The following is a 19,576-nucleotide window of genomic DNA, read 5'->3' as shown; positions in this document are numbered from 1 at the left end:
AAATTATTTACTCTTTATAAACTCTTGTAACTCTCTCCCCTATGTTTACCAATATTTCATGACTTATTCCATTAATTCTCTTTGCCAAAGTATTAGCATTTATCCTTTCATCATTACCAAATATCAAAACTTCATCTTCAACATTCACATTACCATTGCCTATATCTACAACGATTGTGTCCATACAAACTCTGCCTCTTATAGGATAATAATTGCCGTTAATTTTTACTTCCCAATTATTTGATAAACCTCTAGGTACTCCGTCAGCATAGCCTATTGGAATTACAGCCACTTTAGTATCACTATTTGATTTCCAAGTCATACCATAAGAAATACTTTCACCTTTCTTTATATTTCTTAATAAAGCAACTCTTGATTTCAAATTCAAAATAGGTTTTATACCTAGATCATAATCATCATAAATATAGCCGTATAATATTATTCCTGCCCTAACCATATCGAAATATGTATTTCTATAAGATACCAAAGCAGCTGAATTGGCAGTATGGGCACTATTTATTTCTATGCCGTTAGATTTCAATTCATTTAATACTTCATTAAAAATTCTTATTTGATTATTAGTAAAGTCTTTAGAATATTCATCTTGCATATCAGCCGCAGCATAATGAGTATTTATACCCTCTATGCTAAGAGTATCATAAGATAAAACTTTTTTAGCTAAAGGAACAACTTCTTCCGGTCTTGCTCCCATTCTGTTTAAACCGGTATCAACCTTTATATATAGTTTTAACTTTCCTCCATATTTCTTTAAATATCTATCATAATACTCCAAACAATCAGCATTGCTTATAATAGGAATCAAATTGTATTTACAAACCAAATCTGACTCATCTTTGAAATGCTGAAATAACACTATTATTGGTAATGAAACGCCGCTCTCTCTTATTCTTATTCCTTCCTCAACTGTAGCAACTCCTAAAACATCAGCACCGAATCTTTCTGAAGCTTTAGAGATTTCTATTATGCCATGTCCATAAGCATTAGCTTTTACTATATTGAGTAATTTTACATTATCAGTTATAGAGCGTATTATTTTTATATTATTATGCAAAAGTGACAAATCAACTTCTGCTATAGTATAATTAGACATACATTACTCCAAATAGATTTATTTTGTAGTATAACCGTTTTTTTATAGTTTGTCAATAAAATAATACTATTAATAGATAATTATTGTGAAAAAAATATCTATTAAGACATAAAAAAAGTGAGATATTATATATAATATAACATCTCACTTAATAGTATATAATATATAATATTATCTTACATAGTAAACATCTCTGGATTCTTAAAGTCTTCTTTTAGCATTTCCAAAACATCTTCATCTTTTTGGAAATCTTCATTATCCTTTTTGAATTCTTCTTCAAGACTCTTAAGTTCCATATCCATTCTCTTATCAACTGAATAAGAATCAGTATCTGAAATAATATCATCTTTCTTAGACTCATCTACATTGTCAACATTAGTAATGAATCTGCCCATAAGTTCATTAAACTTAGAGAATATTTCATTTAATTTACTTGTAGCATTATAGAATTCTTTATTTCCTTCAACTGTTTTTACAGATAATTCATTCAAGAAACTCATAGCATGCATTACTTCTTTAGCACCAGCACTGTTTGCTTCTATGATATCAGAAACTTCTCTAGTTATTTGGTCAAGTAAAGTAATTTGGCTGTCTACAACATCACCGCTGTTCATCTGTTCTTTTACACTGTCTTTAACACCGGTTGTAATATTATTCAAGTGTCTAATTGTTTCAAGAATATCTCTACCGCCAACCTCTAATTCGCTGTTTGCTGTATTAATTTCTGAAACAACTCTTGCTGTATTTTCTGACATATCAAGTATATTATCAAGTGACTTACCACTGTTACTAGCAAGTTCCACTGTTTCTTCAATTCTCTTAGTAATAGCTTTAATAATGTTAGTAATAGATTTAGTGTTATCAGCTGTGTGTTCAGCCAAAGATCTAATTTCGTCAGCAACTACAGAGAAACCTCTACCTTGTTCACCAGCATGTGCAGCCTCAATAGCAGCGTTCATAGCCAAAAGGTTTGTTTGTTCAGCAATACCTTGAATAACGTTAACGATCTCTTTAATCTGGTCTGAACTTTCCTCAATACCTCTAACCGCTTCAATAACCTCATCTACTGTATCACCGCCATCATGAGCATCTAGAAGAAGCTTTTTAGAAAAACTGTCTGCTTTATTAACACTTTTTGCTACTGATGTAATATTTGATATCATCTCCTCAATAGAAGCTGAAGTTTGTTCTACTGCTGATGACTGACGTTCCATGTTATCATTAATCTTATAAATAGTTTGCAGCAATTCTTCTACTGCAATAGAAGCAGATGAAAATGCATGTCTTTGCTGATCTGTAGAACTTGTAACATTTTGTATAGAAGTAATAATATTATTAACACTAGCTACACTTTCTGTTATACTTGAACTTTGATCATTAATTCTATTCGTATTTTCATCTATAACTTTTTCTATTACTTTTATTTCATCAAATACTTTATAACTTTCTAATTTTAATTCACCTATAAGATTATCCAATCTTGATAAGAATAAATTAAAGTTATATATTAAAAGACCTATTTCATCATTATTTTTAGAAGGAATTCTTTTTCTTAAATCTCCATTCTTACCTATTAAAGATTCTGCTGATATATTTGCTTTCTTTATAGAAGATAATAAGAATTTCAAAATTAACAAATATATAAGGAACAAGAATACAAATACAGCTATATGAAGGAATATATATTGGAATATACCTTTATCTATATCAGAATCTTTTACAATAGAATTAATATCTTTATAATATAAACCAACAAGCTTAAGCTCTGGTATATAATAGGCAATAGCTATAGATTCATTACCTGCTATATCTGTTGTAGGAAGTATTCTAAACTGAGTATTAGATTTTTCAAACTCGTCCATATATATAGCTAAATTTTTTGAAGAAGATAAAACCTCTGCTGAATTTTCTGCTATATATCTGCTGTCTGAACAAAGTATTATATCTCTTGTTTCTCTCCTATATGCTACATAAGACCATTTTGAAAGTAAATCATTATCTTTAATTAATTTATTTAAAGTTGATATATTAGCCTCAGCAATAATATATCCTAAATTGTTTCCAAATAGTTTTAATGTAGAATAAGCTGAAACAAATATATTATTTCTATCATAAATATTTACATTTAAAACTATATCACTATTTTCTATATCACTTTCTGAGAAACTATGCATATATAAAGCATCTGATGTTCTAGTAGTAAATCTTTCTGTACCAGAATCTTTAGTCAAAGTTAGAGAATAAGGTAAATCTGTATCAAGATATTTTTGTTCAAGATTCAAAGATAGAGTATCATAAGAATTTTTTAAAGTACTATTAAAATAAGGAAGTCTATTAACAAATTCAGTCTGTATTATATCTTTATTTATAGTAGCTCTATTAGAATACATACTATATACAAAATCCTTATAAGATATCATATCTTCTCTTATATCATTATTAAATTGACCTATATTATTAGCTATATCTAATATTTCATTCAATGCTATATTGCTCATATTATTCAAATAAGTTTCTTCTTCTATAGAAATATGGTTCAATAAGAAAACCAATACCAATACAGAAAAGAACATATATACAATGAAAGCAAGTTTTACTATTAATGGTATATAGAATGTAACAATATTATCTTCCAATTCAAAATTACGTGAGAAAAGTTTAAATAATGTCATAAATGTACATACTAAAAAAGCTGAATTAATAGTAGCAGCAAATATAATCATCATCACCATATATGAGAACACTTTATTAACTATTGCATAAATAGCGATCTCAATGATACTGCCGGATAATGACATAAGGAAGAAAATTAGTATGACTTTAATAGACAATTTTACTTCTATATTAGATTTCCATCTTTTTAAATATTTAAAGAAGAAAATAAAGGAAATTACAGCAAATATTATTTTTACACCATAAATATGTGGTACTTCTTTTAATATAAAAAATAGACCAGCATTCCAAAGACATATATCTATTAATAAATAGATTGGAATAACTATAATTTTAAGTCTATTAATAACATGTTGTTTGATTTTATCTGCAACCATAATATCCTCTAACTCTAATATATCTCAACAAATTTAAGATATAATACTATTTTATAATTTGCACTATTATATATTATCGTTTATTTTTTATCAAAATTTATTCATCAAAAAAGATGCATATATTATAAAAAATTATACTCTGCCAACCTCATTTATTACTCTGCCAACTAATGTATCATGAGTAGAGATAGTTTTAGAGTTTAATTCATAAGCACGCTGAACCTCTATCATTCTTACCATCTCATTTACAGGGTTAACATTGCTCATTTCTAAGAATCTTGATAATACTTTAGGTCTGTCAACACCTTTTTGAGCTATGAAAGCTGGACCGCTGATATCTGTATCAACCCAGAAAGATTCGCCTTCTTTTTTTAAATATCTTTCATTGTCAAATCTTACTATTTTTAAAGTATCAAGAATTTCTTCATCTTCCCATTCATTGTCATTGAACTGTACAAATGTATTGCCGTCTTGATATCTTCTATTAATACTTACTCTGCCTTCTTCATCTATATTGAAGTTATTAGTTTTGATTTGTATATAACCATTTTCTCCCATTACTTTATAACCATGTTTAGTTACAAGATAATGATCTTTATCTATTAAAAAACTTCCATTTCTTGTGTATCTTTCGCCATGAGGAGTTTCTATTGCAAAAAATCCTTTATCTGCCAAAGCTATATCAAGCTGATTTCCAGTTTCTCTTAAAGAACCTTGCTCCCATTCTGTGAAAACTTCATTAACTTCAACGCCTGTTCCCATTCTTCCTACATAAGGTCTTACATCTGTAGAACCAAGAGGAAATATTACTACTCCGTCATCTTCTGTTCTTGCTGCCATCATTTCTGGAAAAGCTTTAAAACTTACTGTATCCCTTTTAAATCCAGGTTTATCAACATTAGCCAAATTGTTAGCTACAACATCTAATCTAGCTTGTTCAGCCATCATTCCGCTTGCACCTGTATAAACGCCTCTTACCATTATATAATCCCCCTAAATTTATTATAAAATATCGTCTTTTTCTCTTTTTGTATTTATATTAATAGTTTTTAATTTATTTTCCAAATCTTCATATCCGCGTTCAATATGATATATTCTATGAACATTTGTTACACCTTCAGCAATAGCACCGGCAGCAACCAAAGCAGCACCAGCACGTAAATCACTAGCCTGTACATCGGCACCTGAAAGTTTTTTTCCGCCATTTACTACTATATCAGAAGTATTTAATTCTATATCAGCCCCCATACGTACAAGCTCCGGAACATGACTGAATCTATCCGGATATATACCTTCTATAAGTTCGCTTTTACCATTGATTGTACAAGCTAATGTAGTATAAATAGCCTGTAAATCTGTAGGGAAACCAGGATATGGAAGTGTTTCAACTTTAAATGGCTTTAACTCTTTATCTCTAGCATCTATTTCTATAGTATTTTCTGTAGTTTTTATATCACAGCCTATATCTGAAAGTAAATCTAATACATAAGTTAAATGTTTAGGTTCAGCATTTTCTAATCTCAACTTTCCTCTGCCTGCAGCAGCTATAGCTAAGAAAGTACCTGTTTCTATTCTGTCTGGTATAACAGTAAATTCTGCTCCATGAAGAGCCTCAACTCCTTCTATAGTTAAAGTATTAGTACCGCCGCCTGTAATTTTTGCTCCCATAGCATTAAGTAAATCTACTAAATTAGTACATTCGGGCTCCATAGCAGCATTTCTTATAATAGTAGTTCCTTTTGCCAAAGTTGCTGCCATCATAACATTATCTGTACCAAGTACTGTAGGGCCAAATTTTCCTGATAAATCCATATCAGCACCTACAAGATGATCTTCAACTACAGCATCAATATATCCTGCTGTTATATCTATTTTAGCACCTAATGCTTCCATTCCTTTTAAATGCAAATCTATTGGTCTTGGCCCGAAAGCACATCCGCCCGGATAAGACACTCTGCAATGTTTGCGTTTAGCTAAAAGCGGCCCTAATACTATGATAGAACCTCTCATTTTTTTCACCAATTTATATGGTGCTTCTTCGCTTCTTCCATTATGAGATATTATTACAGTAGTATTATTTTTAAAATCTACTTTCTTTCCTAAAGGCTCCAATATATCTATAAGAACCTTTACATCTACCAAATCAGGCACATTATGAAGTATAACAGGCTCATCTGTTAAAATAGATGCAACAAGCAATGGCAATGATGCATTTTTAGAACCTGATACTTTTAATACGCCTCCAATATTGTTTGAACCTTCTATCACATATTTATACATAAATATAAACCGCCTTTGGCAATACACTTGCAAAAAATCTACTTTCAATATTTTCGGTATAATACAAATTTGCTTGATAAATTTTATCCATATATTATGTAAATTAAATCCTTTTTTAATTACCTAAATACAGAACTATATATTGTTTATAATTTAATTTCATATTATATAATTACAATTTAGCTAATCGATAAATATTTATACTATATTTTTTATAAATTATCACTGATTTTTCATTGACAATACTATTTATTTTTACTATATTATATTTACATAACATTTATATAATAATCTTAATTATATAAATATACATAAGGATACATATATGAGAATAAATCTTAACTTTGAATTAGAAAGTAATATCATTATTAAAGAATACAGACTTGCCATTATAAGTTTTATTAAACATGCATTAGAAAATCAATATCCTAATACATACAATGATCTATATAAAGACAATACAAAAATGAAGGCTTTTACTTTCGGGGTATTCCTTCCAAATGCTAAAATAAATGACAGCAGCATAGAAATTTCTAAAACATATAATAATCAAACATACATTAATATAACTTTCTCTATATTTGATAATGAGCTTTTTATAGAACTTTATAATTCATTCAACAGCATGATAAATAAAAAATACACATATAATAATAATTCTATGATTATGACATTAAGAAAAATAACTATGCTAAATGAAAAAGCTATAAACAAAAATAAAGTACTAATAAAATTTTTAAGCCCTCTAATACTACGCAATCATAACAGAGAAACTAACAAAGACATTTATTTAACTTTCAAAGATGAAAATTTTAACTCTATATTAAATCAATCAGTAGAAAGAATTGCCAAAGAGTTCAATTTTGAAAGCTCTGAAATAAAATTAATAACTGTAAAAACAACAGATGAAAATGGAAATATAATAAAAGAAGAATCAAAAACAACAGTAGTACCATTCAAAGAAAATTTAATCAGTGCCTCTTTTGGAAAATTCTGTTTGGAAGGGGACACTACCCTATTAAACAATCTCTACAAAACAGGAATAGGAAGCAGACGAAGCGAGGGTTTCGGATTATTTGAAGTTTTATGATATTTTTATTTAAGGATTTTTTATGCCAAGAACAAAAAAAGATACTAAACAAGAATTAACTTTAGAAGATAAAGAAAACAATAAACTTGAAAGCGAATATTTTGAAATTAATCTTGATACTTTCCTTTTCAATGCTGGAGTTATTGGATTTATTGAAGTGCTGGAAGAATCAAAAGCTAAAAAAGGCGAAAGTTTAGAAGACAAAAAAGATTACTATTTATATGGTCAAACTCTATTTGTAAAAAAAGAATTTTTACTCAATACAGATTTATCTCAAATGTATATTGATAGAATAGTTAAAAAATTTGGAGATAAAACTAATATATCAGAAAGCATTAAAAAAATTGATATCATATTAAATGACAAAGAAAATAAAGATTATAAAGATGATATAAAAAATATAATAGATTACTTTTCTGCCGCAAGTATAAAAACAGGATTAGAAACTTTAACGGCTAAAGGTATTTCAGTAAATATACAAGATAATATAGAAAAAATAAAAGAAATTATAAAAGCAAAAAATTTTGATATAGAACAGATAAAACCTTACTTAAAAGAAATAAAATCAGATTTTGAAAATAATAAAGAAGTAAGAGATACCCTCTTAATGAAAAATATAATGTATACTAAAATAAATCAGTTCTGGGAAAATAAAGCATTCTTACTTCCTGCAAATTCAAAAAAAGATATAAAAGAAATGTTTTATCAATCATTTGAAAAGCCATTAAAAGAACTTATCAATAATAAAAAGAAATATAATTATAATTGTGTAGTTTGTAATGAAAGCATAAATAAAGATATTGATACTACTTTTTTATTTGAAGTTGGTGTTGATACAAATAGAAAAAAATCTGCATTTTGGAATTATAATCCGGACAGTTTTATATGTGCTTTATGCAATTACATATATGCATGTACTCCTTTAGGATTTATAGATATATCAAATAGTATGATATTCGTTAATCAAAATGACAGTATAGATGCATTAATAAAAATGAATGGCAGAATAGACTTTTCAAATAACAATGAAGAAAATAAAACTTATACTGCATACAATGAAATAATAAGAAGGCTATTAGCTGAAAAAACTAAAGAATTAAAATCCATTCAAGTAATTATAAGAGATAAAAATCACTATTTATTTAATACTATAGGAAAAGACTCGCTTCAAATTATTGAGTCAATGAAAAAAGAACTTAATTATATAGCAAAAATAAAATCAATAAAAATAACTGATGATTATTGGATTGATATTTATAAAGATTGTCTGGAAAATATTTTAAACTTTAGAAATCAATGGAATTTAATATTTACATTATTAAAAATTGAAAACAATAATTTTTTAATAAGAACAATATTTAAAATATTAAGAATACAAATAGCAAAAGATACTATGTTTTTGGATAATAAAATTTTGAAGGAGGATAAGAATATGCAAAAACAATTTGATTTAGCATATATAGCCTATAAAAACGGCAATGAAATGAGACACAAATTAATAGGTGCTAAAGATAATGCTAATTTAACAAATGAGCAGAATAAAGAAGCTGATAACAAATTAAGAGGCTTAGTTTATCAATTAATAAATTATGTTCATACTTCAAACAGAGATTTATTTTTGAGTAATATTACAAGGCTTTATGCTGGAATGAATTTAAGCATACCAAACATATTTCTAAATATTTTTAAAAGCGATGAAGAGTTTAAAACCATTGGTAATGCTTATATACTAGGACTCAAAGGCTCATCAAATGACAATAAAGATGATAAAGATAAAAATGATGAATCAAAAGAAAATGATATGTAATAAATAATAATTATTTTAATTAAAGGAGAATAACAACATGGAAAATAAAGGATTAACATTAAGTATAATATTTGAAGCAGAAAGTGCAAACTATGGAGAGAGTTTCGGAAATATAAGCTCTTTAAAAAAGTTAAGCAGAGGAGATGGAAACAGCTACAGTTATATATCAAGACAGGCATTAAGATATAATATTATAAATCAATTAGGTTGGGATAATACAAAAGTTTCTAATGCTGATAAGGTTGTACAATTTGAAAAAGATGCTTCTATTGAAAATTATCCTGAAATAGATTTTTTCGGATACATGAAAACAGGAAAAAACAGTGTAAATGGTTCTTCAAATACTAGAAATGCAGTTGTTAGATTAAGTAATGCCATTGCTTTAGAAAGTTATAATTCTGATTTAGATTTTCTTACTAATATGGCACTTGCTAAAAGAGGCGGTATGGATAATGCTATTGCTCAAAGTGAAATACATAAATCATACTATGCATACACTGTAACTATAGATTTGGATAAAGTTGGAATAGATGAAATTATAAAAGATAAAGAAAACAACAAAGACAAACATGAAATTGATAATAAAGAAAAAGCCAAAAGAGTTAAAGAGCTTTTAAAAGTATTAAAAACTTTATACAGAGATATAAGAGGAAGGAGAGAAAATTTAAGTCCTATATTCATAATAGGCGGAGTTTATAATATAAAAAATCCTTTCTTTGAAAATAGATTAAAAGTTAATAAAAATAATTTGGAAATAAAAACTATAACAAATGTTCTTGACTTGGATACAGAAATAAAAAATAACACTATATGCGGATTAGTAGATTCAATGTTCTCAAATACTGAAGAAATAAAAGAAAAATTAAAAGCACAAAGTGTATCTTATGTTATAGATGAATTATCTAAAAAGGTTGATGAATATTATGCATGATAAAAATATAACAAAAGCTATTAAACTAGAATGTTATCAAAACATGCCAAATTATAAAAGGCCTTCTAGTATACAATTTCAGGAAAGCTTTAAACTTCCTCCCTACTCTACTGTTATAGGAATGATTCATAAAGTTTGCAATTTTTTAGACGGATACAGAGAAATGAAAATAAGTATTCAAGGAGAAACAAAAAGTTCATTAACTGATTTGTATACTAGATATTTCTTCGGAATTAAATACGATCCTTCAAGGCATCAATTAAAAGTAAAAAATGATGACAGAGGTTTTGACGGCATTACTAAAGGACTTGGATATGCTGAAGTAATAGTTGATGTTAATTTAATTATTCATATTGTTCCTGAAGATGAAAGTTTATTTGAAGTTATTGAGAATGGTTTAAAAAGACCTTCCGTATATCCTGCTTTAGGACGTCATGAGGATATATTAAGAATCGATAAAGTAAGTATAGTTGAAACTGAAGAAACTGATGAAATAGAAATGCTTTATGATGCTTATATGCCTTACAGTATGATTGATAATATAAGAAACAAAGAAGAATTAATAGGCACCGTTTATAATTTGAATAAAGTTTTTGATATTAATAAAAAAACTAATATACGCTATTGGAAAGAAAAAGTTAAAGCAAAATATATAAATAAAGGAAGTGTATTAACTTTTAAAAAAGATGTGATCAAAGAAAAAAATAGTAAGTTAGGATTATTTTTAGCATAATGGAAAAAGAAAATTTTTTAGCGAAAAGCAATAAATATAATGATTCATATCATACAGAAAGCATTGAAAAACATACTGAAAATCTTATAAAATTATTTGAAGATTTTAAAAGTATGTATGAAAAATATTTTAATGAAAAAGAATTAGAGCTTATAAAAATAGCATGCGAAACTCATGACTTGGGAAAGATGAATTATAAATTTCAAAAGAAAATTTATAAAAGTATAAATCAAAATTTTGAAATTAATAATGATTTAGAGAAATTATATAAAGAGCTAAACATTGAAGAAATTCCGCATGGTATTTTAAGCTGTGCTTTTTTGAATATTAATGAATTAGAAGAAAAATTTTCAGAAGATGAAATAAAAGCATTATCAAGTGCTATTTATAATCATCATACAAGAAAAGCTTTAAATAATAATGGTTTAGAAATAAGTTCTGCTGATATAAAAACAATCGTTGATAATGATGTTGCATTTTATAAAAAAATTTATAATGATAAACTTAAATGCAAATATTTAGGCGTATCAATGAATGCTATAAAAGAAAATTATAATCCTTCTTATGATATTTGGAAAAATTATATCATTATAAAAGGAATGCTTAACAAATTGGATTATGCTGCTAGTGCTTATGATGAGAAAATAGAAATACAAAGTGATGACGCTTCCAAAAAAGTTTTAGGAAAGTTTAAGCCCAATGAATGCCAAGAGTATATGCTTAAAAATCAAAATAATAATATAGTTGTGATTGCTTCTACTGGTATAGGTAAAACTGAAGGGGCTTTGCTTTGGGCAGGAAATTCAAAAACTTTTTATACTCTTCCTTTGAAAGTGTCTATCAATGCTATTTATGATAGGATAAAAGAAAATTATTATAACAGTGAAAAAATAACTTTCTTACATTCTGACAGCGTTAACGATATGCTTGATAATGATATGAGTATCGATGATGTGCTTGATAAATATAATAAAAGTAAAAAACTTTCTTTTCCTTTTACTGTTTGTACTATAGATCAGCTTTTTTATTTTGTGTTTAAATCTTTAGGAACAGAAATTTTCCCAGCTACTTTGAAATATAGTAAATTGATAATCGATGAAATACAATCATATACTCCGGAAATAACTGCTTTTATTATCTATGGGCTTAAGGTGATAAATGATATAGGAGGCAAGTTCTGCATTATGACTGCCACACTTCCTCCTATAATAAAAAAATTGATGGAAGAAAATAATATTAAATTTGAAATGCCTCATAATGCTTTTTTTAAACTTGATAATGATAACAAAAGTATTAAAAGGCATTTCATAAAATTTATTGATGAAAAAGAATTTGATTATAATAAAATACTTAAAAGTGCTGAAAATAAAAAAGTACTTATAATTTGTAATACGGTTAATCAATCTCAAGAGATTTATAAGTACTTGAAAGATTTAATTAAAGAAAAAAATAATGATATAACAATTAATCTTCTTCATTCAAGATTCATAATGAAAGACAGAAAATCAAAAGAAGAACAAATAAAAAACTTCGCTCCTAATGATGAAAATAAAAGAGATGAAACTTTCGGTATATGGATATCAACTCAAATAGTAGAGGCTAGTTTGGATATAGATTTTGATGAACTTCATACTGATATGTCTGCTGCTGACAGTTTGCTTCAGAGAATGGGTAGAGTTTACAGAAACAGAAATTATAAAAAAGATGAACCTAATATATTTATTTATAATAGTGAAAATGGTGTTCCTTATGTATATGATAAAGAAATATATGACCGATCTGTTGATTACATAAAAAGCTATGATAATAAAATATTTACTGAAGAAGATAAACAGGATTTTATAAATAAAGTTTATGATTATGATGAATTAGAAAATAGTGAATATTTATCAAAAATAAAAGAGGCGTTAAAAGATATTACAAATCTTACTCCTGCTGCTATTGATAAAGGAGAATGCGATGAGCTTTTTAGAAAAATAGATAATGTAACAGTAATGCCTTTAAATATTTACGAAGATTTAATTAGTAAAGAAAATAATATAATAAAAGAATATGATGAATTATTAAACTTAAAAAAATTAACTAAAGAAGATTATGAGAAATTAATAAGAAAGAAAAAAGAATTATTAGGCTTTACAACTTCAATAAAAACTTATAAAAGATTTAAAAGCAATACGAATATAGAAATAAATCTGAACAGAAATAAAACTAATAAAATATTTATTGTTGATTTGAAATATGATGATGAATTTGGACTTCTTGATAAAAAAGATGATTCTCTTATGTGGGATTAATTTATGAATGATGAAAATATAAATTATGTAACAGGAACAATTTATTCTTATAGTTTTCTATGTATGAGAAAGGTATGGCTTTCTTATCATAATTTATCTTTTGAAGGAGAAAATGAACTTGTACAGATTGGAAAGTTTATTGATGAAAATACTTATACAAATCAAAAACATAACTTTATGATAGATAATAAAGTAAATATTGATTTTTTAAAAGATAATATTGTACATGAAGTAAAAAAATCTGATAAAGAAAAACAAATGGCTATTAATCAAATAAAATATTATTTATTTATATTAAAACAGCATGGATTTGATAATATAAAAGGCGAATTAAATATACCTTCAAAAAGATATAAAGAAGAAGTGTTACTTGAAGAAAGAGATAATGAAAAAATTTTGGAAAGACTTGAAATTATAAATCAAACTCTATCTGAAAAAAATATACCAGAGACTATTAATAAAAGTTCCTGTAAAAAATGTGCTTATTATGAGTTTTGTTATATATAGGGGGAATTATTTTTATGAGTAAATCTTATTATTTATTTTCAAGCGGAGAACTTAAGAGAAAAGATAATACTTTACAGTTTATAAAATCAAACGGAGAAAAAAGAGATTTACCTATAGAAGTAATTTATGACATATATATTTTTTCTGAAGTAACAATTAATACTAAACTGCTTAATTTTTTATCACAAATGGGAATATGTGTACATTTTTTTAATTATTATGAATTTTATGCTGGAAGTTTTTATCCTAGAGAAAAATTAGTTTCTGGTGATTTACTTGTTCATCAGGTTATGCATTACAGTGATTATGATAAACGAAGTCTGCTTGCCAAAAAATTTGTTTATGGAGCAGCAGAGAATATATTAAGAAATTTAAAATATTATGCTAATAGAGGAAAAGATTTGCAGGAAGAAATTGAATCAATAGAAAAATTAAAATCTAGTTTAAATAGCTATTATAATATAAATGAAATAATGGGAATTGAAGGAAACATTCATAAAGTTTATTATAGTTCTTGGAAAAAAATTATTAATCAGGAAATAGACTTTGAAAAAAGAGTAAAACGTCCGCCGGATAATATGGTTAATTCACTTATAAGTTTTTTAAACTCACTGCTTTATACAAAAGTATTATCAGAGATTTATAAAACACAATTAAATCCTACTATAAGTTATCTACATGAACCATCAACTAAAAGATTTTCATTATCTCTTGATGCTGCAGAAATTTTTAAACCACTAATAGTAGATAGATTAATATTCACACTGCTAAATAAAAATATGATAAATGAAAATGATTTTGATAAAGAAAGTAATTTTTTGAGGATTAAAGATAAAGCATTAAAAACTATAATGGAAGAATTGGAAAAAAGATTATTAACAACAATAAAACATAGAAGTTTAAATAAAGATGTTTCATATAAACATTTGATTAGATTGGAATTATATAAAATATCCAAACATTTGCTTAATGAAAAGGAATACAAACCTTTTATAATATGGTGGTAAAATAAATGTATTTAATATTAGTTTATGATATACAAACAGATGACGAAGATGGTGCCAGAGTTGCAAGAACTGTTTTTAAAACTTGCAAGGCGTATCTTAATCATATACAAAAATCTGTATTTGAAGGAGAACTTTCAAAAGTACAGTATTTGGAATTAAAAAATAAGCTCTTTGACATTTTAAGAAAAGGAAAAGATTCTTGTATAGTTTTTAAAAGCCGTAATGAAAAATGGCTTGATAAAGAATTTTTGGTAGAAGAAAGTATTGACAATACTTCTAATTTTATATAGAATATTATTATCGTCGATGTCTAATTATTAAAAAATTACACTTTATCGACAGATATTTTTTATCAAAAATATGTTTATTAACTGTTTTATCATTATGTATTGTTGTATATTGATTATTTAACAGTATAAATTATGAAAAAGTCGCAAATTTACGGGTTTCTAATCTATCCATACTGGAATATAAATGGTCTCGTGTGCTTCTCTTTCTGCTTTTTCTGCTTGTGTTTCTAATCTATCCATACTGGAATATAAATACAACAGAAGTAGCAGAATTATAAATACTATGCATTGTTTCTAATCTATCCATACTGGAATATAAATATGTCGAAAATTAGGAGATTTTATGATTGATGTAGGGTTTCTAATCTATCCATACTGGAATATAAATTTCCTAGTTGTGGTGCTTCTTGTCCTCCCATTTGAAGTTTCTAATCTATCCATACTGGAATATAAATCGATACTTGGGAGGAATGACACTAAATATATTAAACAGTTTCTAATCTATCCATACTGGAATATAAATACTAATAAAAGGGGTAGACACAGAAAACGCATTAACGTTTCTAATCTATCCATACTGGAATATAAATTTTTCTAACGAAAAAGGGGTGTCAATGAGCTATGTGTTTCTAATCTATCCATACTGGAATATAAATATATCACAGTTCGGAACACCTGGAAGAATCGACCAGTTTCTAATCTATCCATACTGGAATATAAATGTGGTAATGTTTCTTCGTCTGGTATACAGTCAATTTGGTTTCTAATCTATCCATACTGGAATATAAATTAGTTTTATTTTATTTTTTTTTATTCTTTTGTCAAGTTTCTAATCTATCCATACTGGAATATAAATTTCAACTGCACACTTTTATAACCTTTACTTGTTTTCTGTTTCTAATCTATCCATACTGGAATATAAATTACATGGATGATGATTGTAGTTGTTTTTTATCTATGTTTCTAATCTATCCATACTGGAATATAAATCTTAAATACAAGTTTTCATTTTTACAGTCTTGTAAGTTTCTAATCTATCCATACTGGAATATAAATATATTTTTAATAACTTTGTTTGTTAGATACAGTTTTGTTTCTAATCTATCCATACTGGAATATAAATGTAGTTTATGGGACTATCTACAATATCAAATTGACTGGTTTCTAATCTATCCATACTGGAATATAAATAAAGATGAGACACTTCAAAGACCAAGATACTTGGGAGTTTCTAATCTATCCATACTGGAATATAAATTACTGCATTTTTATTTTCATCTGCTACCAAGTAAGGGTTTCTAATCTATCCATACTGGAATATAAATGCTGTTGTTGCTGAAGTAGGTAAAGGTTAATTAAATGTTTCTAATCTATCCATACTGGAATATAAATGATGATAACAAACAACAAATAGAATTGGTACAATTTGTTTCTAATCTATCCATACTGGAATATAAATGATGAAAATATTTATTGTAAGTCAGATGATTTTGTTGGTTTCTAATCTATCCATACTGGAATATAAATCAAAGCATATCCGAATTATATATACTAGACCATAAAGTTTCTAATCTATCCATACTGGAATATAAATTCTATTTTTACAAGCCCTGTTGCTACAAACATAGTTGTTTCTAATCTATCCATACTGGAATATAAATCCTTTACTATCTTTATTAAATGTTATTCTATAAGGGTTTCTAATCTATCCATACTGGAATATAAATGAGGTTGACGTCTCTTTACAAGATTACGAAGTATATGTTTCTAATCTATCCATACTGGAATATAAATATCTACTATATATATTTATTATGTATACTTCATTTTAGTTTCTAATCTATCCATACTGGAATATAAATCGCATAAACTCTTCACTTACAACTAGAAGAATAAAAGTTTCTAATCTATCCATACTGGAATATAAATCTCACTAGATTACCTGTTTGTTTATTCCATACTAATGTTTCTAATCTATCCATACTGGAATATAAATGCAGGATATGCAAACGGTTTGACTGATGGTAAGCTTGGTTTCTAATCTATCCATACTGGAATATAAATTAAACATGATCTAACAAACCAGGCTCAGAAATCTGAGTTTCTAATCTATCCATACTGGAATATAAATGAGGCACGATCAAAAGAACCAACACAAACTAATTCAGTTTCTAATCTATCCATACTGGAATATAAATTCTTTTATTTCCTTACCAATGTTTATTGTTGCTTTTGTTTCTAATCTATCCATACTGGAATATAAATTATAAACAAATAATAGAATTAATAACTTCTGCTGCGTTTCTAATCTATCCATACTGGAATATAAATACACAATAGTATTATTATATAAATCTAAAAAATAAGGTTTCTAATCTATCCATACTGGAATATAAATATATGTATTTCTAATATGTTGCTAATTTCTTTTAATGTTTCTAATCTATCCATACTGGAATATAAATAACACTGTTATGGGCAGAGACGGCGAAGGGGCAAGCGTTTCTAATCTATCCATACTGGAATATAAATTTGAAAGCTGAAGAATATAAACAGCTTTTTCAATGGGTTTCTAATCTATCCATACTGGAATATAAATTTACTATCAATAGTAATATCTTGTTTAGAATTAGTAGTTTCTAATCTATCCATACTGGAATATAAATTGTATTGTTTCCATATATTAAACTCCTTTTAATTTTGGTTTCTAATCTATCCATACTGGAATATAAATATATTAAAAGGAGTTTAATATGCAAACATTATTAGGGTTTCTAATCTATCCATACTGGAATATAAATTTTCTCAAAATGATAGTGTTTATGATGATAAAACGGGTTTCTAATCTATCCATACTGGAATATAAATTCTTTAGTTATTGTATTTTCATACACTGTTATTTTAGTTTCTAATCTATCCATACTGGAATATAAATCTTTAATCTATAGTTTTATAATAATCATCTATAACAGTTTCTAATCTATCCATACTGGAATATAAATATATTAAAAGAATGTTGTATATTAAATAATTTATGTGTTTCTAATCTATCCATACTGGAATATAAATGATATATCATTTTATATATTTTATCATATAATAAAAGTTTCTAATCTATCCATACTGGAATATAAATTTAACTTGCCCTTGCTGTTTCCTAAAAGCTACTGTTTGTTTCTAATCTATCCATACTGGAATATAAATTATTCATTTCGATAATTATACAGTATGTTGTAATTGGTTTCTAATCTATCCATACTGGAATATAAATTTTTGTTTTATTCATTGTATACACTCTTTTATTATAGGTTTCTAATCTATCCATACTGGAATATAAATTTACACACTTTAGATTTAGATGTCTTAAATAAACAGGTTTCTAATCTATCCATACTGGAATATAAATGCATTTATTAAAGAGATAGGTAAACGTATTACTTTAGTTTCTAATCTATCCATACTGGAATATAAATTATCAATAATGCAGTATAGATAAAATGGTTTTTCTTGTTTCTAATCTATCCATACTGGAATATAAATTTTGTTTTGTCTCGTCTTCATAGTGATGCTATACCTGTTTCTAATCTATCCATACTGGAATATAAATGTATTTACTTGACATATATAGGGCTATCGACACCGAGTTTCTAATCTATCCATACTGGAATATAAATGTCTTCATCTACACAAACACCACTTAATTGATAAGTTTCTAATCTATCCATACTGGAATATAAATTCGGTTTTATAAGGCTTGTAAACTGTAACCGCTTCCGTTTCTAATCTATCCATACTGGAATATAAATACACTTTTTATAAAAAAAGCATAGGGTAAAAAGGTGTGTTTCTAATCTATCCATACTGGAATATAAATAAACTCTCTATAGGTATAATAGCATTAAAATGTTCCGTTTCTAATCTATCCATACTGGAATATAAATTTCTCCGCTGTTCAATATTGCGTTTGTAGATGTATCGTTTCTAATCTATCCATACTGGAATATAAATAAAAACTTTTTTTATCTGGGTGGAGAACGTGCGGCGTTTCTAATCTATCCATACTGGAATATAAATTAAATCTTAAAGCTATTAATTTTATGATTGTCCATTGTTTCTAATCTATCCATACTGGAATATAAATCCGCACCAGTTGCAGGCATTGCAGTTGGATTTACAGGTTTCTAATCTATCCATACTGGAATATAAATTATAATTTTGGTCGAACTTGTAAAAGGTTAGCTAATGTTTCTAATCTATACATACTGGAATATAAATTACTTTTTTAGTATTATTTCATCAGCTTCTAATTCTGTTTCTAATCTATCCATACTGGAATATAAATGGCGATGGTAAAACTACATTTACATTAAATCTGATAGTTTCTAATCTATCCATACTGGAATATAAATACAAAAGTAATGATTAATTGTTTAGAAACAAAAAGTGTTTCTAATCTATCCATACTGGAATATAAAT

At 26.6% G+C, this 19,576-nt stretch carries 12 protein-coding genes and 1 CRISPR repeat array; of the genes, 8 read left to right on the top strand and 4 right to left on the bottom strand.

What is annotated here, in order from left to right; all coding sequences use genetic code 11:
• Nucleotides 1–7: 7 nt before the first annotated feature.
• From alr to murA, 4 genes are all read right to left on the bottom strand, one after another.
• The gene (gene alr / locus Q0K52_RS00915; RefSeq protein WP_297295525.1) at nt 8–1,111 is read right to left on the bottom strand and encodes an alanine racemase; all 1,104 of its coding nucleotides are present in this window, start codon (nt 1,109–1,111) and stop codon (nt 8–10) included.
• Nucleotides 1,112–1,287: 176 nt separating this feature from the next.
• Nucleotides 1,288–4,161, bottom strand: coding sequence for a methyl-accepting chemotaxis protein (locus tag Q0K52_RS00910; RefSeq protein WP_297295523.1), 2,874 nt, complete (start codon nt 4,159–4,161; stop codon nt 1,288–1,290).
• A gap of 132 nt (nt 4,162–4,293) precedes the next feature.
• Nucleotides 4,294–5,142: a flagellar basal-body rod protein FlgF gene (gene flgF / locus Q0K52_RS00905; RefSeq protein WP_297295521.1), complete on the bottom strand. Its 849-nt coding sequence runs from the start codon at nt 5,140–5,142 to the stop codon at nt 4,294–4,296.
• Nucleotides 5,143–5,163: 21 nt separating this feature from the next.
• A complete protein-coding gene (gene murA, locus Q0K52_RS00900) occupies nt 5,164–6,441 on the bottom strand; it encodes a UDP-N-acetylglucosamine 1-carboxyvinyltransferase (protein WP_297295519.1) in 1,278 nt (425 codons plus the stop codon).
• Between the two features lie 325 nt (nt 6,442–6,766).
• On the opposite strand from murA, the gene cas6 reads away from it, so the two are divergent.
• From cas6 to cas2, 8 genes are read left to right on the top strand one after another with little or no spacing between them, the layout of a single operon-like run.
• Nucleotides 6,767–7,531 (top strand): CRISPR-associated endoribonuclease Cas6, encoded by a 765-nt coding sequence (gene cas6 / locus Q0K52_RS00895; protein ID WP_297295517.1) that lies wholly within the window; start codon nt 6,767–6,769, stop codon nt 7,529–7,531.
• A gap of 22 nt (nt 7,532–7,553) precedes the next feature.
• Nucleotides 7,554–9,338 (top strand): Cas8a1 family CRISPR/Cas system-associated protein, encoded by a 1,785-nt coding sequence (locus Q0K52_RS00890; protein ID WP_297295516.1) that lies wholly within the window; start codon nt 7,554–7,556, stop codon nt 9,336–9,338.
• Between the two features lie 37 nt (nt 9,339–9,375).
• The gene (gene cas7i / locus Q0K52_RS00885; protein ID WP_297295514.1) at nt 9,376–10,269 is read left to right on the top strand and encodes a type I-B CRISPR-associated protein Cas7/Cst2/DevR; all 894 of its coding nucleotides are present in this window, start codon (nt 9,376–9,378) and stop codon (nt 10,267–10,269) included.
• A complete protein-coding gene (gene cas5, locus Q0K52_RS00880) occupies nt 10,262–11,002 on the top strand; it encodes a CRISPR-associated protein Cas5 (protein WP_297295512.1) in 741 nt (246 codons plus the stop codon). The genes cas7i and cas5 overlap by 8 nt, the downstream gene beginning before the upstream one ends.
• Entirely contained in the window at nt 11,002–13,296 is a 2,295-nt protein-coding gene (gene cas3, locus Q0K52_RS00875; RefSeq protein ID WP_297295510.1) for a CRISPR-associated helicase Cas3', read from the top strand. Before cas5 ends, cas3 begins: the two co-directional genes overlap by 1 nt.
• Before the next feature lie 3 nt (nt 13,297–13,299).
• Nucleotides 13,300–13,803, top strand: a complete 504-nt coding sequence (locus Q0K52_RS00870) for a CRISPR-associated protein Cas4 (RefSeq protein ID WP_297295508.1) — start codon at nt 13,300–13,302, stop codon at nt 13,801–13,803.
• A 14-nt stretch (nt 13,804–13,817) separates the two neighbouring features.
• Nucleotides 13,818–14,810 (top strand): type I-B CRISPR-associated endonuclease Cas1b, encoded by a 993-nt coding sequence (cas1b, locus tag Q0K52_RS00865; RefSeq protein ID WP_297295506.1) that lies wholly within the window; start codon nt 13,818–13,820, stop codon nt 14,808–14,810.
• Nucleotides 14,811–14,815: 5 nt separating this feature from the next.
• On the top strand, nt 14,816–15,100 hold the full coding sequence (gene cas2, locus Q0K52_RS00860) for a CRISPR-associated endonuclease Cas2 (RefSeq protein WP_297295504.1): 285 nt from the start codon (nt 14,816–14,818) through the stop codon (nt 15,098–15,100).
• A 155-nt stretch (nt 15,101–15,255) separates the two neighbouring features.
• A CRISPR array of direct repeats spans nt 15,256–19,576; the repeat unit is 31 nt; unit sequence GTTTCTAATCTATCCATACTGGAATATAAAT.

The organism is uncultured Brachyspira sp. (assembly GCF_944390845.1).
Lineage (GTDB): Bacteria > Spirochaetota > Brachyspiria > Brachyspirales > Brachyspiraceae > Brachyspira > Brachyspira pulli.
Note: the sequence above shows the minus strand (reverse complement) of the source record. Positions and strands in the feature narration are given on the sequence as shown.